Raw genomic sequence first — 20,245 nt, 5'->3', positions numbered from 1 at the left:
AATTCAGGCAGCCTTGGCACCTGGGTTGCGGGACATCCAGTTGTTCAGCCACGCGGCAGCATCGAAGCTGTCGTCGAGAAGTACAGGGCGTACCCGGGAGGGCAAGCCCGCTGGGGAAGCAGTCAGCACGGCGCGGCAGCCGGCCACCTGGAGCAGGCGCAGATCGTCCAGCAGCGGCAGGGCTTCGCCGAGCAGCGCCGGAACCTGGTCGACCACGCCGGTATGCAGCAGTGCGTCGCTGGCGCCGCCAAGAATCAGCAGGCGCAGCCGCAGTTGCGGCCGGCTGGCAATCATGCGCGCCAGCGCCAGTACCTGGCGCGCCATCGGCGCGAGCGGATCGTGGCGCCAGACGGCGATGCGATCGTATGACGAGGCCAGTGCCGGCAGGTTCGCCGGTATCGGTTTTTTTGCGACGGTGTTGGGCAGCGCGGCCGTGTATTCGGCCGTCTCTGCCTTGCGCAGCCACGCGGCCGCGCGCGATTGGGCGAGCGCGCTGCGCAGCAGGTCGCGCGCACCGAAGAGCGGGTCGTTGCGCTGGAATGCGGCGAACTCGCCGTAGTAATCTGGATAGCGCGCCACCACCACGCCGCGGTTCTGCGCGACGCGCAGCGTCTTTTCGGCGCGGAACGAGACCGTGCCTTCGTGGGCGACGAACACGCCGGTGGCTTGCAGATGGCGCCAGCCGGCGGCGCGTGCGCGCATGCACCAGTCGACTTCTTCGCCGTAGCCGCGATTGAGCGCGGTGCCGTCGAGCATGCCGACGGCGTCGAGTACCGTGCGGCGGATCAGCATCGTGAAGCCACAGCATGACGGCAGTTCGATGTCGGCGCCGCCCGGCGCGGCGCGCACGGCGGCGGCGGTCTGGTCGATCAGCGCGAGTTCGCGCGTATCGGGCGCCGGTGCGGCCTGGCTGATCACCGGGAAACTGCTGATCTCGCCATTGTTGGTCCATGGCGTCACCGACGCCACATCCAGCGTGGCATACAGGGCGGTGGCCAGGCGGTCGATCCAGTCGCCGTGGACCTGCGTGTCGGCATTGAGCAGCAACACGTCATGGTCGTCGAACATGCGCATGCCGCGGTTCACCGTTTCGATAAAACCGAGGTTGCATGGATTGCGCAGCAGCGTGATCGCACCGCTGATGGCTTGCTTGTCGAGCCAGGCCGAGACGGCCGGTTCGGGGCTGGCATCATCGACCACGACGATGCGGGCCGGCGTGCGGTTCAGCGGAAGGCTCGTGCGGACGCTCTCGATGCAGGCGCGCACCAGCGCCAGGTCGCGGTACACCGGCACCACGATCGATACCGGGCGTGGGGTCGCCGTCACGGCGGCGTCGGGCGCAGCGTCGGCGCGGATCGATGGCGCCGGATAAAACGCCAATGGCGAGCCAGGCAGCAGTTGGCGGCGGCCGTCGGGTTGCAGCAGGGTGATCGACCAGACCGCGCCGGGGCGGGGCGGGTTCAAGCGTACCCGCGTGCCGTCGCCGGGGATCTCGAACTGGTATTGCGTGGTTTCGTCGGAGAGCAGCAGGGTCGCGCGTGGCGCGGTCGCACTGCTGGTGCCAAGAAAGACCATGACGTCAATGGCGTCGCCTTCAGTCCAGCAGGCGCCGGTATGGGCAACGCCGGCCGTGCGCAATATGGGCAGCAGGCTGGCGTGCTGGCCTGCGCGGCAGCGCGCAGGCAAAAATGCAGGGCCCAGGCTGGCGACGTCGGCACGGCCGCCGTCCTTGAGCCAGCTCTGCAGCATGATGTCTTGTAATAACGGGTTTTCAGCTTCGGTCATCCATGCGGCATGCCATGCGCGGGCGGCTAACGATGGATAGCCCGTCTGCAGGATCTTGGCGCGCAAGATGGCTGGAATGCGTTTCATGGGAAAGCGGCGGCAGACGTACTCGGCAGCCAGCAGCGCATCGGCGTGGTGGCCCGCCGCGAACAGTTCAAGCGCTCGCGTCAGTAATGCATCGTCCCGCAAGCGGGACGTGCACGAAGTGAGGAAAAAGGGGGCGGGGCCCCCTTTTGGATGCTGCATAGTACGACTGCTTAGCCGATTGGATCGACGATGGTGACGCTACCGACGATTTCGGTTTCGATACCCGACATCACCGATTCGACGAACTCGACAGCGACTGCAGCGCGCGACATGCCGGCGGTCAGCTGAGCCGTCCAGAATGCGGTGCCGGCTGCATCGCCATCACGGTCCAGCAGGCCGTCATACAGTGCGTCGATGAATTGCGCGTTGGTCTGCGTTTCACCGGTGTACTCGGCAGCGTCCATGAAGCCCATGGCGATCGAGGTCAGAGCAGCGCCGTCATCAGCACGGTCGAACCAGAAGTCGAGGCCACCAGCGTCAGCGGTGCGACCCAGCAGCGCCTGGTAGATATGGGCAACGACGGCCTGGTCAGCGTTGTCTGCGAAGATCAGCGCATCGGTGCCGTTCAGCTGGACGAAGTCGACATCGGTGAATTCAACCGACACGTTGGTCTTCGTGTTGGTGATTTTCGACATGCCATTGTTGGTGATGATGGTGAAGTCATCTTCAACGCCAGCGGTCACGATGACCGTTTCGTCGTTACCGGTCACTTTGCTGGTGCCCTGGGTTGCGTTCACGACCAGTTGGCCCGTGCCTGCAACGACCGTGTCTTTGTCGCCAACGATGACTTGGGTGTTCTTGCCGTCAACGATGGTGATGGTGTCGGCGCCTGCGGTGCCCACGATGACGCGCTCGATGTCCACGCCAGCAACGGTTGCCAGCGATGCGCCAGCTTCAGCGGTGTTAGCAGTAGGAGCGGTACCGACAGTAGCGTTCACGCCACCAGCGCCCTGGAAGAACACGACTGGCGTATCGCCGGTCAGGGTGACATTCGTCACTGCGTTTGGCGCGGTGTTCACGAACAGGACTTCAACACCAGCAGCGCCGGTGACGGTGGCGTTGTTGACGACGGTGGTGCTGTCGACGACGACTTTGGTGTCGGTTGGCGACGACACCAGCGACAGGATCTGCTGGATCGTGGCTGCGTTGAAGACTTCGGTCGAGGTGGCGGTCAGCGCGCTGCTAACTGCTTGGGCGTTGCTATCGTACATTCACTACTCCTAAAAGGATTAAAGTTTCCCGGTTTCGCCGGGTGCTCCAGGGGACAAGCATGCACGGCCAGGGCTGGCCAATACGCGACGTACCTAAGAATTTATTCAGTGTGGATATGGCAGAGTGTTCAGGTCATCCGTTCTAAAAACCAACACGATCCTGTTCAGATTCTACAGAGAAATTGTGCGGATATTCTCACCAAATGTCTCAATACCCAACTAATTGTCACCTAACCTGGTTGGTTAAAAAAAATTGTAAATACAGCAGGTTGGCGCAGGTTCGTCTGGAGTAACTTTACTGCGGAGCATGCAGGATTCAATGCTTTATCGTGCAGTGCAGCACGTTTTTCGTTCAATAACTAACAAATACAACACTTTCCGACAGTTGGTATCCATGCTGGGTAGCAATTTTATTAAGACATATTGAACGATGATGCGAACGACGTTGGCGCAGAAAAGGCGGGGCTGCGCGTAAACGACAACGCGCGGCAGGGCGCCGCGCGTAAGAGTGTTGCAAAAATGTGAAACGGCGGAAACGAAAGTCCGCCGTTCGTGTACTGAATCAGCGATCGCGCCCGGATTCCGACGCCGATGTATCGGCGCCACCATCTGCTGCCGCACCATCCGGCTCACCCGGCGCCTTGGGCCGCGAGCCACCCGGCACGTCACCCGTCGCATGTCCATGACTGGCCTGCGGCGCGCCGGCCGGGCCGACATTGCTCTCAGGCGAGGCTTTCGCGAAATTGCTGTTGATGCCCGAATGGCTGTCGCCCTTGGCAGCATGGCCGATGCTCGAATCGCCGTCAGCGTCATTCGCCACAAAGCCGGCATATGAATCAGGACCGCCGCCGCGTAGGCCGCCGTCACGCATGTCGGTATCTTTTGGATTGTTGGTATTGTCGTTGTTCATGCTGCTCTCCTGGATGCGTTGGTATGCAATGCATCTGGGTGCACCATCCTGCCTTCCCAATAGGAGCAAAGAGCGTCCCGACGTAGGACTGGTCGCTCAGCGGCTGGCGCTGACCTTGTGCGACGGCCGCACGGCGTGCAGTGGCGGGGCGAGCGCAATCACCTGGTCGCGGCCGGCCGACTTGGCGGCGTACAGCGCGGAGTCGGCGCGCGCCAGCGTCGTCTTGAACGGTTCCCCGTCCAGCGTGACAGTCGCGCCAATGCTCAGCGTCAGCCGGCGTTGCGCGGCCGGCATCGTGCTGGTGACCGCGCGCAGTGCTTCCGCCAGCGCCTTGCCTACCGTGCTGGCGCGCGCCAGATCGGCGCCCGGCAGCAGCACCGCGAATTCATCGCCGCCCAGGCGGGCGATGCAGTCGACGGCGCGCAGCGTCTCGCGCGCGCTGGTGGTCACCAGCTGCAATGCGATGTCGCCCGCTTCGTGGCCGGCGCTGTCGTTGATCGCCTTGAAGTGGTCGAGGTCGATCAGCATCAGTGCCAGTGGCTGGCGCCGGTGCCTGGCGCGCGTCGTCTCGCGTTCGGCGATCTCGAAGAACGCCTTGCGCGACCAGGCGCCGGTCAGGTGATCGTGGTTCGCGATGTACTCGGCCTGGTGCACGATGTGGCGGTGCAGGGTCAAGAGGCCACCGAGGGTCAGTGCCGGCAATGCCAGTGCGGCGGCGGTCAGGATCGCCAGGCTGGCCATGCTTGGCTGCAGCAGCGAGGTCGGTGGCGTGGTAGCGACCAGCAGCCAGAGCATGCGCACGCCATGGCCGCCGGCCACCAGCACGCACATGAGCAGCACGAAGCGTTGCACGTGCTGCTGTCCGGGGCCTTGCAGGTGCATTTGGCCGTGCGAGCGGCGCTGCTGCTCGCCGCGCCCGGCAAGCACGCTGTGCGCGATGTCCATGCAGACGCCAGCCTGGAACAGCGAGACGACGGCGCTGCGCAGTGTGAACGAGTCGAACCAGTCATGAAATACCACGGTCAGGATGCCGACCGCACCCACCAGCAAGGCCAGCGTCTTGACAGGCGCCTGGCGGCCGGACAACTGGCGATAACCGGCGGCAAGGGCCGCGCCGGCGCCGGAATAGGTCATGTTCGCCAGTTCGTAGCCCAGCAGGGTCGGCAGTTCACGGCCAAAGGCATAGAGCAGGTTGCCAAGCAGTCCCAGCAGCGCGGCGGCGCGCATTGCACGCATGCCGCGCAGCGATTGCGAGCCCGCCGACACCAACGCAAGATAGACAAGAAAGCAAAGCAGGGACGCGATCAGGAAGATCTGCTGAGTGGCGAGCATGGCGAACGGGCCTGGCGCAATGGGATGCGCAGTGATGGACAAAGAGGGGGCAAACCGAACTGAGCCGGTATTATGCCGTCGTTGTATCCAGGCCGTGCGCTTATTTGGCGCAGTTGTTCAATTACTTTAATTTAACGTGGCAAGCCGCAGAAGGGGCTTGCCCGCGACGGCCTTCAGCCGATGACGTAGCGTTTGGAGACGCCCACGCCCATGGTCTGACCGCTGGCGCCGTAGATGGTGCCGGTCGGGGCGTTGGTCGGGGTGCGCAGGGCGTTGAGCACGCCCTGGTTGTGCGCCAGCTGCTTGTTGATCAGCATGCCATTGACGCGGTTGAGTTCTTTTGCTTCGCGCGCAGCGTCGAGCATGCGCTCCCATTGTTGCCGTACGTCGCCGTCGTCATTGACTGCCAGCCAGGGTTCCATGCCCGCTTCCGATGCATCGCAGCCCGCCGCGGCCAGTGCCGCGTGGCGCTGTTGCGACAACGAGGCCAGATCGGCCAGCATCGCATTCTTGCGCGTGGTCAGCTCGGCCAGGGTGTCGGCATCGAGCGACACCAGGGATTGCTGCTCCTGCTTCATCAACGCCAGGAGGGCGGTGAGGTGATGGTGTTCGGCGGCGAGGGTCTGGAACGGGCTGGTGGTCATGGTTTAGCGTTGTCTCGAATGGAGCAAGTCGCGTACGGTGTCTAGCAAGCCGTCAGCCACTTTCTCGGAGTTGACTTGGAACTGGCCATCGGCGATGGCCATCTTGATACGTTCTACTTTCTTGGCGTCGAATACGGCTGCGCCGCCGCCGACGCTGCTTGCCATGGCCTGGCCTTGCGGAGACAGGCGCACGCTGTCGGTTTGCGCACCGGTCAGGGGCGCGGTTGTTGCCGCCTTGTCAGCGCCACGCGCATTGTTCGTCTGCGTGGTGGCGGGTTGAAGGCCTGGGTTGCTCTTGAGTGTATCGTTGATTTTCACGGCTTCATCCTTCTCGGTGCGCGGAGCACAAGCTCCGGGATCTGCTCATTGTAACGGCCGCGCCTTTACAAACTTTAGCAATCAACACCGATTCGACGAAGAGAACAACGCAATTCCTATAAAACGATTTCCACGGTCCCGCCTTCGCGCGCGGTGCCGCTGATGATCCGGCCCGCCGTCGTGCGCACCTGGACGATCTGGCCATCGCTGGCATTGTTGATCGCCTTGGCTTCGCTGCTCACCGAAAAGTTCGAGCCGCGCGATACCAGCCGTACTGCCTGGCCCTGCTTGATGACGGTCTGGCTGCGCAGGGCGTCCACCCGCAGCGCCGTGCCGGCAGGCAGCGACACCGTGGGTGCACGGCCCAGCGCCTGCGCCATGTCGGTGATGATCCCGTTCGGCATGGCGGCGATATCGCCTTTTACCATCACCAGCTGACCCGGCAACAGCGGCTGGCCCTGGGCCAGCGGCACCCCGGCCGCCACATACTCGGCCACCACGCTGACCTGGGCCTGCACATACAGCGTCCACGCCGGCGCCGTGCAGCGCACGCCCACCGTCGTCTTGCCCCAGGGGCGGGCGCCCGGTTGCTGGAAGGCTTCCGGCGCCGGGCACGCGGGCAGGCTCAGGCGCTGATCGATCGCGCCGACCTTCACGCTTACCTGGCCCGGCAGGCCGGCGCTCTGGGTGGTCAGGAACTGCTCCACCACGGCGCGCACGGCCTCGGGCTGCTGGCGGCTGTTTGCCCCCTGCTGGGCCTGCGCACCACTGTATATAAGTGCCAGCAGCGAAAAAGCGACAAGTTGGGATGTCATGGTTTGGAGTTCGGGCTGAGATTCGGGAATGCTGCTATCTTAGGTCGAATGATTCCGTAGTGAAACTTTGAATAGCGGGGGGAATGGTCGCTCTTCTCCGTCGATTGGTGTGGCGAACCGAACCGTATGATCGCTTCTGTCCCAACAAAGCACAGCCCGGAGGCGGCATGATCGGCAAACTCGACGACTACATGCGTTTTAATGAAACGGCATTGTCCCTGCGCTCGCAGCGCCAGGAACTGCTGGCGTCCAATATCGCCAATGCCGACACCCCCAACTACAAGGCGCGCGACATCAATTTCGCGGCAGCATTGCAGGGGGCGATGGCAGGCGGCAAGCCGGGCGGTGCGATGAACACCACCAATACCAACCACATGGCGCATGGCGCTCCCACCGGCGACACGCTGGCCAACGGCACGCCGGTGCTGTACCGCGGCGTTGTGCAGGGCAGTGTCGACGGCAACACGGTCGACATGGACGTCGAGCGCAATCAGTTTGCCGACAACGCGCTGCGCTACGAGGCCGGGATCAACATGATCAACAGCCAGATCAAGGGCCTCCTGAGCGCAATCCAGGGCCAATAAGGAAACTCGCCATGTCGCTGTTTAATATCTTTAATGTGTCCGGTTCGGCCATGAGCGCCCAGGCGCAGCGCCTGAATACGGTGGCCAGCAACCTGGCCAATGCCGACAGCGCCACGTCCCCGTCGGGCGAAGCCTACCGCGCCAAGTCGGTCGTGTTCGAGTCGGTGCCGACCGCCTCGGGCGCGACCGGCGTGCGCGTGCGCGAAGTGGTCGAAGACCCGTCGCCGCTCAAGCAGGTGTACGACCCCAAGCATCCGATGGCCGACGACAAGGGCTATGTATCGATGCCGAACGTGAACGTGGTCGACGAGATGGTCAATATGCTGTCCGCCTCGCGCTCGTACCAGACCAACGTCGAAACCATGAATGCAGCCAAGACCATGCTGCTCAAGACCCTGACCATCGGCCAGTAAGCGCCCCCAGATCGATACCATGACCAGTCCAATTACCAGCTCGACCGCAACGTCCGACATTTCCAGCCTGCAGGCGACCATGAACGCCAAGGCGAAAACCGCCGAAGATGGCGTCCAGGCCGACACCGACAAGTTCATGACGCTGCTCGTGACCCAGTTGAAGAACCAGGATCCGCTCAATCCGATGGACAACGCGCAGATGACGAGCCAGCTGGCCCAGCTGCAGACCGTCACCGGCGTGAACAAGCTCAACACCACGCTGGAGTCGCTGAAGGCCAGCTACCAGTCGAGCGAATCGCTGTCGGCGACCAATCTGATCGGCCACGGCGTGCTGGTCGAAGGCAATGGCATCCTGCTGTCCAAGAGCCAGGCGATCCTGGGCGTCGAGCTGGAGAGCCCGGCCGACAAGCTGCAGGTCGTTGTCGTCGACAAGGCCACGGGCAAGGATGTGGCGGCGATCGACCTGGGCGAGCAGAAAGCCGGGATCGTGCCGGTGGCCTGGGATGGCATCCCCGACCCGACCAACCTGGACGCCAATGGCAAGCCGGTCGTGCTGCCAGATGGGAACTACACCTTCCGCGTGATCGCAACACGCGCGGGCGAACAGCTCACCGACGCCAAGACCCTGTCATTCGACAGCGTGGCCAGCGTTACGACGAATGGCAAGGACGGCGTCAAGCTGAACCTGCCGGGCAAGGGCGCTGTTTCCCTGGCCGACATTAAACAAGTTCTGTAAGCCAGGCCGCTTACTCTCTCACCTTATACTGGAGCATCACCATGTCTTTCCAACAAGGCCTGAGCGGCTTGAACGCTGCTGCCAAATCGCTCGACGTTATCGGTAACAACATCGCCAACGCCAGCACGGTCGGCTTCAAGGGCTCGACCACCCAGTTTGCCGACGTCTACGCCAATGCGCTCAACGGCGCGGGCGGATTGAGCGCCGGTATCGGCGTGAAGACCGCCGCCATCGCCCAGCAGTTCACGCAGGGTAACGTCGAAGCCTCGAGCAACCCGCTCGACATCGCCATCAACGGCGCCGGTTTCTTCCGCATCGAGCAGGCCGGCGTGACGCAATACTCGCGCAATGGCCAGTTCTCGCTCGACAAAGAGGGCTTCATCGTCAACGCCCAGGGCGCCAAGCTGACCGGCTATGGCCTGGGCGCCAACGGCCTGCTGGCCGCCGGCACCGCCGTGCCGCTCAAGATCGATACCGCCGACCAGCCACCGAAGGTCACGTCGGAAGTGCAGATCCAGCTCCAGCTCGATTCGCGTGCCAGCACGCCGAAGAAGACCGAATTCGATCCGGCCGATCCGGACACCTACAACAAGCAGGTGCCGATGAGCGTGTACGACACGCTGGGCAACTCGCACACACTGTCGACCTTCTATGTCAAGTCGCCGACCGGCGACGGCACCTGGAACGTGTACGCGGCCAAGGACGGCACCGAGATCGGCGCGCTGGACGCGGTTGGCAAGGCCCAGACCGACCCGACGGCGGTCGCCTCGCGCAACGCCTGGGATACGGCAAGCAAGGTCGTGCCGCCTGTGGCCGCCACGCTGGCCACGGCCATTGGTACCTACGCCACTGACGCCGCCAATGCGGTCGTGACGGGCGCCGGCAACCTGGCCACCCCCGACAACCTGACCGAAGTGCGCGCGGCCGCAGCAGCCGCCGCCGCGATCCCGGGCGCCACCCCGGTGCAGATCGACGCCGCGATTGCCAAGGCGCTCAAGATGGAGCCGAAATCCATCGGCACGCTCAAGTTCGACACCAATGGCGCGCTGAACCTGGCCAGCACGGGCACCGCCGGCAGGTTCAATATCAATATTCCGATCGTGCCATCGACCGGCGCCGAGCTGAAACTGCCAGTGCAGATCGATTTCGCCGGCACCACCCAGTACGGCACCACCACCAGCGAAAAGTTCCTGGCGCAGGATGGCTACAAGCCGGGTTCGCTGCAGCGCTTCTCCACCGGCGCCGACGGCAGCATCCTCGGTCAGTACAGCAACGGCCAGACCAAGGTCCTGGGCCAGGTCGTGCTTGCCAACTTCACCAACCCGAACGGCCTGCAGCCGCTGGGCAACAACGCCTGGGCTGAGTCGTCGAACTCCGGCATCCCGCTGATGGGCACTGCCGGTACCGGCGGCCTGGGCGTGCTGCAGGCGTCGGCCACCGAAGCATCGAGCGTCGACCTGACCGCCGAGCTGGTCAACATGATCACCGCGCAGCGCGTCTACCAGGCCAATGCGCAAACGATCAAGACGCAGGATTCGGTGTTGCAGACGCTGGTGAACCTGCGTTAAACACATCTAGGAAACCACCATGGACCGCCTGATCTACACCGCCGCCTCCGGCGCCAAGCACATCCTCGAGCAGCAAGCCACGACGTCCAACAACCTGGCCAACGTGAGCACGACGGGCTTTCGCGCCCAGATCGACATGTTCCGTGCGGCGCCGGTGCAGGGCCCGGGCATGCCGACCCGCGCGTTCGTCGTCGACTCGACCGCCGGCAACGATTTCGCGGCCGGCCCGCTGCAGGCCACGGGGCGCGATCTGGATGTGGCGGTGAAAGGGCAGGGCTGGCTGGCGCTGCAGATGCCCGATGGCACCGAGGCCTACACCCGCAACGGCTCGCTTCAGATGAGCCCGAATGGCGTGCTGCAAACGCCGGGCGGCCAGACGATTGCGGGCGAAGGCGGGCCGATCACGGTCCCGCCCGACGCCACGGTGACGATCGGCGGCGACGGCACCATCTCGACCATCTCCAACGTCGACACGCCGGCCGCGCCGACGGTGATCGGCCGCCTGAAACTGGTCAATCCCCCACAGGGCGACATGGTGCGCGGCGACGATGGGCTGTTTCGGGTCAAGAACGGCGCGCCGGTCCAGGCCGACCCGACCGTGCAGGTGGCGGGCGGGGCGCTCGAGGGCAGCAACGTCAATCCGGTCGATTGCATGGTCGACATGATTGCGTTGGCACGTTCTTTTGACACGCAAATGAGCTTGCTGAAGAACGCCGAGAACAACGCGGCGAAAGCCACCCAGATCCTCGCTTTGAATTAAGTGTTGCCGCTGCATAATTCTATTGTCCGTGGAGGCATTCGCCTGCCACCAATAGGAGAATGCAATGATCCGTTCGCTCTACATCGCCAAGACCGGCCTGGAAGCCCAGCAGACCAATCTCGACGTCATCTCGAACAACCTCGCCAACGTCAGCACCAACGGTTTCAAGAAGTCGCGCGCCGTGTTCGAGGACTTGCTGTACCAGAACGTGCGCCAGCCAGGTGCACAATCGTCCCAACAGACCAATCTGCCGTCGGGCCTGCAGATCGGTACCGGTGTGCGCACCGTCGCCACCGAGCGCATCCATACCCAGGGTAATCCCCAGCTGACCGGCAACGACAAGGACGTGATGGTCAACGGTCCTGGCTACTTCCCTGTCTTGATGCCAGACGGCACCCAGGCCTACACCCGCGACGGTTCGTTCCAGAAAGACCAGAACGGCCAGCTCGTGACGTCGAGCGGCTTCGTCATCCAGCCGCCGATCACCGTGCCGGTCAATGCCCAGTCGATCACGGTAGGCCGTGATGGCACCGTATCGGTCACTGTCTCCGGCGAAACCGCTACCACCCAGATCGGCGCCCTACAGCTGGCTACCTTCATCAACCCGGCCGGCCTCGAGTCGCGCGGCGAGAACCTGTACACCGAAACCACCGCCTCCGGTAACCCGAACCTGAACGTGCCTGGCACCAATGGCGCCGGCAACATCATGCAGGGTTATGTGGAATCGTCGAACGTCAACGTGGTCGAGGAAATGGTCGCGATGATCCAGACCCAGCGCGCCTACGAGATCAACAGCAAGGCGATCACGACATCCGACCAGATGCTGCAAAAACTGTCGCAGCTTTAATTTCTTCAGCCATCATGAAAATCCTGACTTCGTTCGCTGCGCTGGTACTGCTCGCCGGTTGCGCCGCCACCCCCACCACCATCGTGCAGGGCCCGACCAGCGCGCGTCCGATGCTGGTCGATGGCGCTCCGGCCACCGATGGCGCGATCTTCAACGTCAACAGCTACCGGCCAATGTTCGAAGACCGCCGCGCCCGTCATATCGGCGACCTCTTGACTGTCAATATCAGCGAGCGTACGACGGCGACCAAGGCCGGCGCGAGTTCGGGCAACAAGACTGGCAGCGCAAGCTTCACCAGCCCGGGCCTGCTGGCCGGCGTGATCGGCGCCGGCGTGGCGCTGGAATCGGGCACCAAGTTTGCCGATGGCGACAACCAGAGCGCATCGAACAACTTCACCGGCACGATCGGTGTGACTGTCACCGAAGTGCTGCCGAACGGGAACCTGATCGTGGCCGGCGAAAAGCAGGTCGCGATGAACAAGGGCACCGAATTCATCCGCTTCTCGGGCATGGTCAGCCCCGACACGATCCAGGCCGGCAACATGGTCTCGTCCAACGTGATCGCCGATGCGCGCGTCGAATACCGCACCAACAGCCGACTCGATCGCGCCGAAGTGACGTCGATGCTGTCGCGTTTCTTTCTGTCGATGCTGCCGTTCTAAAAGGCCAAACCCATGCGTAAATTTGCTTCCGTTGTCTTGCTGGCTGCCGCTTTTGGCGGCATCGCCCCCCTGGCCCAGGCCGAGCGCCTGAAGGACCTGGCCACCATCGCCGGCGTGCGTCAGAACCAGTTGTCCGGCTACGGCATCGTCGTGGGCCTGGACGGCACCGGCGACCAGACCAGCCAGACGCCGTTCACCGTGCAGTCGATCCGCGCGATGCTGCAACAGAAGGGCGTCAACCTGCCGGCCGGCACCCAGCTGCAACTGAAGAACGTGGCGGCCGTGATGGTCACGACCTCGCTGCCGGCGTTTGCCCAGCCGGGCCAGACGCTCGACATCACCGTGTCGTCGATCGGTAACGCCAAGAGCCTGCGCGGCGGCACGCTCCTGATGGCGCCGCTGCATGGCGCCGATGGCCAGGTCTACGCCATGGCCCAGGGCAACCTGGTGGTCGGCGGCGTGGGCGTGCAGGCGCAGGGCGGTGGCGCGCAGGTCCAGGTCAATCACCTGGCCGTCGGTCGTATTTCGGCCGGCGCCACGGTCGAGCGCGCCGTCGCATCGAACCTGGGCGAGAACAACCAGATTCGCCTGGAACTGAAAGAGACCGATTTTGCCACCGCTGCGCGCGTCGTCGACGCCGTCAACGACCAGTTCGGACCCGGCATCGCCACGGCCCTGGACGGCCGTGTGGTGCGCGTGCGCACGCCGTCGTCGAGCGACCAGCGCGTGGCTTTCCTGGGCATGCTGGAACAGATCGACGTCAATCAGCCGCTGGCTTCGGCCAAGGTCATCATGAACGCCCGCACCGGGTCGGTCGTGATGAACCGGGCCGTGATGCTCGATAACTGCGCGATTTCGCACGGCAACCTGTCGATCACCATTGGCTCGGACACCCAGGTGAGCCAGCCGAACGCGCTGGCCGGTGGCCAGACCGTCGTCACGCAGAACCAGTCGGTCGAGATCAAGAAGGAACCGGGCCAGATGATCAACGTGAAGGGCGGGGCATCGCTGGCCGAAGTGGTCAAGGCGATGAACTCGATCGGCACCACCCCGCAAGACTTGCTGGCCATCCTGCAAGCGCTCAAGGCCGCCGGTTCGCTGCGCGCCGAGCTCGAAATCATCTAAATCGAGAGACACGCCATGATCGCATCGCCCAACCTTGACCAGACCAGCAAGCTCGCGCTCGACACCAACAGCCTCAACGGGCTGAAGAACAGCGCGAAAGCCGGCACGCCGGCCGCCATGAAAGAAGCGGCGACCCAGTTCGAGGCGATGTTCATCAACATGATGATGAAGAGCATGCGCGACGCGACGCCGCAGGAAGGCATGCTGGACAACCAGCAGACCAAGACCTTCACGACGATGCTCGACCAGCAGACCAGCCAGAACCTCGCCAAGCGCGGCGTCGGCCTGGCCGATGTGCTGGTGCGCCAGCTGAGCGCGAACCAGATGGGGCAGCAGGCGCTGGCCATTGGCGCCGATGGCATGGGCAGTGATGCTGCTGCTGGCGCTGGCCGTCTGACACCGTCGCTGAACAACGCCGCGGCCATGTATGGCAACGGCGCGGCGCTCGGTGCTGGCGCTGCAGCAAGTGCGGTATCCGGCACTGCCGCCAGCAAGGCGCCGCCGCTGCCGGCGACGACCGAGACGGGCCGGGTGCAGGCGCCGCACGTGCGCGCGTTCCAGGAAAAACTGCACGAGCACGCGCATGCCGCCGAGCAGACCACGGGCGTGCCGGCCAAGTTCATGCTGGGCCAGGCCGCGCTCGAGACCGGCTGGGGCAAACGCATGATCAGGAACGCCGATGGCAGCAACAGCAACAACCTGTTTGGCATCAAGGCCGGGGCCAGCTGGAAAGGCAAGGTCGCCACCGCTGTCACCACCGAATACGTGAATGGCAAGCCGCAGACGAAGGTCGAGAAATTCCGCGCCTACGACAGCCCGGCCGATTCGTTCCGCGATTACGCGAACATGATCGCGAAGAACCCGCGTTACGAAAAAGTCATCGGCAGCAGCGACGCGGCCACCTTTGCCCAGGGCCTGCAGCGCGCCGGCTATGCCACCGATCCGAACTACGCGGCCAAGCTGACCCGCCTGATCAAGAATTCGCTGGCGTAACGCGCATGCGCCCGTTGAACGCGTGGACGGGGAACCCGCCTCGCCGGCCGCGTCCACCCTACACGCTAATGTTATCCAGTTGTAGGGTGGACGGCTATGCCGTCCACGCGTTCAAATTAACGTGATTTGGTGGCGCACCAACGATCGTTGAACGCTAATGTTATCCAGAGACCGTCAAGTTTTCTGAAAAACTGCCGTTGACTGTACTGTCACAGAGAGAAAAAAATTATGTCAGGTAGCCTCCTCGCCATCGGTAAGACAGGGTTGTATGCAGCACAGGCAGCCCTCGCCACGACCGGCCACAACATCGCCAATGCGAACGTGGCGGGTTTCTCGCGCCAGAGCGTGGTCCAGGCCACGTCGGCCGCGCTCGATACGGGTGTCGGCTTCCTGGGCACCGGGACCGAGATCGCGCAGATCAAGCGCTACAGCGACAACTTCCTGAACATGCAGGTGCGTAACGCCCAGGCCAGCACCAGCGGCCTGGAGTCGTACTATTCACAGATCAAGCAGATCGACAACCTGCTGGCCGACACCACGTCCGGCCTGTCGCCGGCGATGCAGGGCTTCTTCAAGGGCGTGCAGGACATGGCGGCCAACCGCGCGTCGGTGCCGTCGCGCCAGGCGATGCTGTCGAGTGCCGAAACGCTGGCCACGCGCCTGCAAGACCTCGATTCGCGCCTTGGCGAAATCCGCACCGGCGTGAACGGCGAAATCGAAGCGAGCGTCACCGCGATCAACACCTATGGCACGCAGATCGCCAAGCTCAACGAGCAGATTTCCAATTTCGCCTCGTCGGCGACGCGCCCGCCGAATGACCTGCTCGACCAGCGCGACCAGGTGGTGCTCGAATTGAACAAGTTCGTCAAGGCCAGCGTCACGCCGGGCGACAACAGCAGCCTGACGATTTCCATCGGCAATGGCCAGCCACTGGTGGTGGGCAACGACTCGTTCCAGCTGGCGGCGATGGTCTCGCCAACCGACCTGACCCGCATGGAAGTGGGTTACCAGGTGGGCTCGAAAGTGGCGGTGCTGCCCGATGGCGCGCTCTCCGGCGGCAAGCTGGGCGGCCTGCTCGAGTTTCGTACCGAGACGCTCGATACCGCCCAGAGTTCGCTCGGCAAGATCGCGATCGGCATGGCCTTTGAATTCAACGCCCAGCACCAGCTGGGCCTGGACCAGAACGGCAACAAGGGTCAGCCGTTCTTCAACGTGGCGCCGGCGTTTGTTGGCGCGAGCATCAACAATGCCAAGGGCACCAGCACCGATCCCGCGGCCGAGCTGACCGCCAAGGTCACCGATCCAAGCAAGCTCAAGGACAGCGACTACGAAGTCACGTTCAACGGCACCAACTACAAGGTCGTGCGCCAGTCCGACAACACCGATGTGGGCACCGTCACGCCGGGCGCAAATGGCGTGGCCACGTTTGAAGTCGATGGCGTCGAGTTCAGCTTCAAGAACAATGCGCGCAACAAGGATACCTTCCTGGTGCGCCCGACCATCGACGGCGCTGCCAACTTCAATGTGCTGGCCAACGATGTCTCGCAGATCGCCGCCGCGGCCCCGATTCTGACCAGCATGCCGCTGGCCAATACCGGCACCGGCAAGATCAGCGAAGGCAAGGTGTCCAAGGATTTCCTGACCACACCCGCCGCATTGCCGGTGACGCTGGAATTCGATGAAACCAGCGGCAATCTGTCCGGCTTCCCGGCAGGCATGGTGACCGTGGTCGACAGCAAGGGCGTCTCGAGCCAGGTCAATTCTGCCAACGTCAAATTCGACAACGGCTCGACCTACAGCTTTGGCGGTGTGAGTGTCACGCTGACCGGCAAGCCGGGCGACAACGACAAGTTCACGATCGCGGCCAATAGCAGCGGCGTGGGCGACACCCGCAATATCGCTGCGCTGGGCGAACTGCAGACCAAGAATATCTTCAACAATGGCACCGCCACGCTGACGTCGTCGTATGCGCAGATGGTGAGCCAGGTGGGCAACAAGACGCGCGAAGTGCAGGTCAATGCGCAGGCCGGCAATGCCTTGCTGGCACAGGCCGAGGGTGCCCAGGCCGATGTGTCGGGCGTGAATCTGGATGAAGAAGCCGCCAATCTCATCAAGTACCAGCAGGCTTATCAGGCGTCGAGCAAGGTGATGCAGATCGCCGGCACCATCTTCGACACGCTGCTGTCGATCAGCCGCTAACGTAGCGAAAGAACATCATGCGTATCAGTACCGCGAACCTGTATTCCACCTCGACCAACCAGCTCAACACGCTGCAAAGCGCGCTCGCGCGCACGCAGATGCAGCTGTCGACCGACCGCCGCCTGTTGACCGCCGCCGACGATCCGGTCGCGTCGGCGCGCGCGCTCGAAGTGAGCCAGTCGCAGGAAATCAATGCCCAGTTCGCCACCAACCGCAATAGCGCAAAGTCGTCGCTGGCGCAGGTGGAATCGACGCTGCAAAATACGGGCGATGTGCTGCAGGACATCCAGACGCTGGCCGTCACGGCCGGTAACGCCACGATGCTGCCGAGCGACCGCGAAAAGCTGGCGACCGAACTCGAAGGCCGGCTGGCCGACCTGCTGGGCATCGCCAATACCGCCGACGGCGCGGGTGGTTACCTGTTTTCGGGTTACATGACCACGACCCAGCCGTTCACCAGCACCCCGACGGGCGCGGCCTACCAGGGCGACCAGGGCGTACGCCAGTTGCAGGTAAGCGACTCGCGCAAATTGCCGCTGTCGGCATCGGGCAGTGCCATTTTCGAGGCGATCCCGACTGGCAACGGCACGTTCCAGACCCAGGCCGGCAGCGCCAACAAGGGCGCAGCGCTGATCTCGTCCGGTTCAGTCGTGGACCGCCAAGCGTTCAACAGCACCAAGTATGGGATCGAATTTGCGGTCAGCACCGCCACGCCCCCGGTGACCACGTACTCGGTCTACAACACGAGCAGCAATCCCCAAGCCCTGGTCAGCGGCGGCAACGCCTATGAACCGGGCAAGCAGATTACCTTTGGCGGCATGGCCTTCGACATCAAGGGCGCGCCGGCCAACGGCGACACGTTCAGTGTCGAGCCAAGCCAGAAGCAGTCGGTGTTTACCACGGTTACCGACCTGATCGCCACACTGCGCATGCCGGGCGAAGGCTCGGCCGGCAAGGCAGCGCTGACCAATGGCCTGAACACGGCGCTCGACAATCTGAAGAATGCGCACGACAACGTGCTGACGGTGCAATCGTCGGTCGGCGCCCACATGAAAGAGCTCGACTACCTCGACAGCACCGGCGACGATCTGGATATCCAGTACGCGGCCACGCTCGACGACCTGGTGGGCCTCGACACCGTCAAGGCCATCTCGGACTTCTCGCAGCAGCAAATGACGCTGCAGGCGGCGCAGATGTCGTTCAAGACGATGTCAGGCCTGTCGCTGTTTAACTACCTTTGATCTTCGGCGCGACCTTACCGTTCACCTTCGGTGGTTCTTTCGCGGCGCTGATTTCGGCGCCGCAGTTCGTATCGGGCGCCTTGTCGACGTTGATCAACGGGAGCAGGGCGGCCAGCGGATTGATCGCTGCCAGCGCCACGGCCGCACCGGCCTTGAGCGCCAGCGGCCCGGCATGCGGCCCCACCTTCGGATCCTTGAACGTGCCGCGCGCATACAGCGGCGTGCGCAGCGACAGGATGCGCGCGCCCTTGGTTTTTGGCCGCACGTCCACGTCGAGCTTCTCGGTGGCCAGGTCCACATAGCCGGTCGCGTTCACCACCGCATCTTCACTGTCGAGCACGAAGCGATCGATGTTCGCGCGGCCATTGCGCACCGTGGTGGTCGCTGCCACGCAGTTGAGCATGGTTTGCTTGTCACCGAAAATTTTCACGTAGACGGCATTGGCCACGTTCAGGCCGGCCAGTTCGAGGACGAACTGGCTGACCGTGCCTTCGGTCACCACGGCATTGATTTCACCCTGCGACGTGCCCAGCATGGCCGCCACGGTATTGCCCTTGCCGACCAGCGCGCCATCGCCATTGATTTCACCAAAGGTCGCCTGCATCGATTGCAGCTTGGGGAACAGTTCGCGGATCTTCACGCCGCGCGCCGCCAGCCGGGCCGATGCATCCAGCACCTTCTCGCGACCGTCAAGCCGAATATTCGACGTGATGCGTCCGCCGGCCAGTGCAAAGCTCAGCGGGGTCAGCGTCAGAACCTTGTCCTTCATGCGGATCGTGGTCTCGATGTCGCGCAGCGGAATGTCGGCCGTGCGCAGGATCTGTTTACCTGTGAACTTGACCTCGGCATCGAGTGCGCCCCATTTGGCCGTGTTGAACTGATCGACCGGCAACGCCTTGCCCGGTGCCGGCGCCTTGACCTTGCCCGCGGCCTTCGTGCCTTCGCCCGTATCCGCGCCCACAGTCGGACCCAGATCGGCCAGGCGCAGTTGTTTCGAAGTCAGTGCACCCGTCAGCAGCGGCCGCGGCTTGCGCTGGGCGTAGGCGAGCGTACCCGCGATATCGCTGGCGCCGACCTTGCCGGTGAAATCTTTATAGGTGAAGGTCCAGAAGTCGCCGTCCTTCTTGCCCAGCAAGGTGCCCTTGGTGGCATATGGCGGCGTTTCCGGCAGCAGCACGCCGGTCAGACCGTACAGGTCGGCCATGCTGGCGCCGGCCAGTTGCATCTGCAGGGCAAAGCCCGACAGCGAGCGCGGATCGCGGATGATGCCGCGCAGGCCAAGCTTGTTTTCGCCGGCCGTGGCTTCGGCTTCGATCGGGAAGCTGGTGTCGTCGCCGGTGAGCGAGAGCACCGCGCCGGCCTTGCCGCCACCGGTGATCTTCGCCTTGTTGTAGGTTCCGGCCAGTGTGAACGTCAGGCCATACGGCGGTACGCCTGCCGCCGTGGAGGCGGTTTCGCCGCCCTTGATCGAATCGGCCGTGGCGCGCAGGTCCAGGCCCACCGGCTCGTCGACGTAGCGCACCTTCGCACTGTCGAAGGCCAGGCGCTGCAGATCGACCTTCCATTCTGATGGGCCGTTGTCCTTGAAGGTCCACGAATTGCTGCCATCGGCGCGGCGCTGGACGGCGATGTCCGGATTGGCCAGGCGCAGGTCAGTGATCACGACATCTTTAGTGAGCAGCGGCAGGATGCGCACGCCGGCTTCGATGCGCTGGGCGGCGGCCATCTGCTTGCCGACCGTGCTCCAGGCAGGATTGCTCATGTAGACATTGTCAGCCGTGATATGCGGCTGCGGCACGAAGCGCCGCCAGCCCGTTTCGCCGTTGCGGTCACGCTGGAACTTGACGTCCAGGTCACCGCGGATGGCAAATTCACGCCCGGTTGTCTCTGACACCTTGCGGTTGATGTAGGGACGCAGCATGTTCCAGTCGAACAGCATGAGGAACAGGATCACTGCCACGGTGATGGCCAGCAAGATCCAGCCGGTAATTTTGAGAGGTCTGGAAAGGGTCATT

19 protein-coding genes are annotated in these 20,245 nt (G+C 63.5%); 11 read left to right on the top strand and 8 right to left on the bottom strand.

What is annotated here, in order from left to right:
- Positions 1-3 precede the first annotated feature (3 nt).
- The 7 genes from AC1MGT_RS06170 to flgA form a co-directional block, all read right to left on the bottom strand.
- A complete protein-coding gene (locus AC1MGT_RS06170) occupies positions 4-1,872 on the bottom strand; it encodes a glycosyltransferase family 2 protein (RefSeq protein WP_499503444.1) in 1,869 nt (622 codons plus the stop codon).
- Positions 1,873-2,042: 170 nt separating this feature from the next.
- Positions 2,043-3,083, bottom strand: a complete 1,041-nt coding sequence (locus AC1MGT_RS06165) for a DUF4214 domain-containing protein (RefSeq protein WP_499503443.1) — start codon at positions 3,081-3,083, stop codon at positions 2,043-2,045.
- 562 nt (positions 3,084-3,645) lie between these two features.
- A complete protein-coding gene (locus AC1MGT_RS06160; protein ID WP_499503442.1) occupies positions 3,646-3,993 on the bottom strand; it encodes a hypothetical protein in 348 nt (115 codons plus the stop codon).
- Positions 3,994-4,089: 96 nt separating this feature from the next.
- Positions 4,090-5,325, bottom strand: coding sequence for a GGDEF domain-containing protein (locus AC1MGT_RS06155; protein ID WP_499503441.1), 1,236 nt, complete (start codon positions 5,323-5,325; stop codon positions 4,090-4,092).
- Positions 5,326-5,498: 173 nt separating this feature from the next.
- The gene (locus tag AC1MGT_RS06150; protein WP_332532402.1) at positions 5,499-5,969 is read right to left on the bottom strand and encodes a flagella synthesis protein FlgN; all 471 of its coding nucleotides are present in this window, start codon (positions 5,967-5,969) and stop codon (positions 5,499-5,501) included.
- Between the two features lie 3 nt (positions 5,970-5,972).
- The gene (flgM, locus tag AC1MGT_RS06145) at positions 5,973-6,287 is read right to left on the bottom strand and encodes a flagellar biosynthesis anti-sigma factor FlgM (protein ID WP_183555741.1); all 315 of its coding nucleotides are present in this window, start codon (positions 6,285-6,287) and stop codon (positions 5,973-5,975) included.
- A gap of 116 nt (positions 6,288-6,403) precedes the next feature.
- A complete protein-coding gene (gene flgA / locus AC1MGT_RS06140) occupies positions 6,404-7,102 on the bottom strand; it encodes a flagellar basal body P-ring formation chaperone FlgA (RefSeq protein ID WP_499503440.1) in 699 nt (232 codons plus the stop codon).
- A 167-nt stretch (positions 7,103-7,269) separates the two neighbouring features.
- Between flgA and flgB the strand changes: the two genes are divergently transcribed.
- The 11 genes from flgB to flgL all read left to right on the top strand — a co-directional run bounded on the left by flgB (position 7,270) and on the right by flgL (position 18,230).
- On the top strand, positions 7,270-7,686 hold the full coding sequence (gene flgB / locus AC1MGT_RS06135) for a flagellar basal body rod protein FlgB (RefSeq protein WP_499503439.1): 417 nt from the start codon (positions 7,270-7,272) through the stop codon (positions 7,684-7,686).
- Between the two features lie 11 nt (positions 7,687-7,697).
- The gene (gene flgC, locus AC1MGT_RS06130) at positions 7,698-8,099 is read left to right on the top strand and encodes a flagellar basal body rod protein FlgC (protein ID WP_183555738.1); all 402 of its coding nucleotides are present in this window, start codon (positions 7,698-7,700) and stop codon (positions 8,097-8,099) included.
- 19 nt (positions 8,100-8,118) lie between these two features.
- Positions 8,119-8,835: a flagellar hook assembly protein FlgD gene (locus AC1MGT_RS06125; RefSeq protein WP_499503438.1), complete on the top strand. Its 717-nt coding sequence runs from the start codon at positions 8,119-8,121 to the stop codon at positions 8,833-8,835.
- 41 nt (positions 8,836-8,876) lie between these two features.
- On the top strand, positions 8,877-10,403 hold the full coding sequence (locus tag AC1MGT_RS06120) for a flagellar hook protein FlgE (protein WP_499503437.1): 1,527 nt from the start codon (positions 8,877-8,879) through the stop codon (positions 10,401-10,403).
- Positions 10,404-10,422: 19 nt separating this feature from the next.
- On the top strand, positions 10,423-11,163 hold the full coding sequence (gene flgF, locus AC1MGT_RS06115) for a flagellar basal-body rod protein FlgF (RefSeq protein WP_332532396.1): 741 nt from the start codon (positions 10,423-10,425) through the stop codon (positions 11,161-11,163).
- A gap of 64 nt (positions 11,164-11,227) precedes the next feature.
- Positions 11,228-12,010: a flagellar basal-body rod protein FlgG gene (gene flgG / locus AC1MGT_RS06110; protein WP_332532395.1), complete on the top strand. Its 783-nt coding sequence runs from the start codon at positions 11,228-11,230 to the stop codon at positions 12,008-12,010.
- Between the two features lie 14 nt (positions 12,011-12,024).
- Complete coding sequence (locus tag AC1MGT_RS06105) at positions 12,025-12,672, top strand: flagellar basal body L-ring protein FlgH (protein ID WP_499503436.1); 648 nt, start codon at positions 12,025-12,027, stop codon at positions 12,670-12,672.
- Between the two features lie 12 nt (positions 12,673-12,684).
- Positions 12,685-13,797 carry a flagellar basal body P-ring protein FlgI gene (locus AC1MGT_RS06100; RefSeq protein WP_482899816.1) on the top strand — a complete coding sequence of 371 codons (1,113 nt, stop codon included), beginning with the start codon at positions 12,685-12,687 and terminating at the stop codon, positions 13,795-13,797.
- A 15-nt stretch (positions 13,798-13,812) separates the two neighbouring features.
- Positions 13,813-14,790 carry a flagellar assembly peptidoglycan hydrolase FlgJ gene (gene flgJ / locus AC1MGT_RS06095; RefSeq protein ID WP_499503435.1) on the top strand — a complete coding sequence of 326 codons (978 nt, stop codon included), beginning with the start codon at positions 13,813-13,815 and terminating at the stop codon, positions 14,788-14,790.
- Between the two features lie 228 nt (positions 14,791-15,018).
- A complete protein-coding gene (gene flgK / locus AC1MGT_RS06090; protein WP_499503434.1) occupies positions 15,019-16,989 on the top strand; it encodes a flagellar hook-associated protein FlgK in 1,971 nt (656 codons plus the stop codon).
- A 17-nt stretch (positions 16,990-17,006) separates the two neighbouring features.
- Positions 17,007-18,230, top strand: a complete 1,224-nt coding sequence (gene flgL, locus AC1MGT_RS06085) for a flagellar hook-associated protein FlgL (protein WP_499503433.1) — start codon at positions 17,007-17,009, stop codon at positions 18,228-18,230.
- Here the strand turns inward: flgL and AC1MGT_RS06080 are convergent.
- On the bottom strand, positions 18,217-20,244 hold the full coding sequence (locus tag AC1MGT_RS06080; protein ID WP_499503432.1) for an AsmA family protein: 2,028 nt from the start codon (positions 20,242-20,244) through the stop codon (positions 18,217-18,219). The two genes, flgL and AC1MGT_RS06080, sit on opposite strands and share 14 nt — an antisense overlap.
- Position 20,245: the final 1 nt, after the last annotated feature.

Source organism: Telluria sp. BA11, from assembly GCF_056680305.1.
Note: the sequence above shows the minus strand (reverse complement) of the source record. Positions and strands in the feature narration are given on the sequence as shown.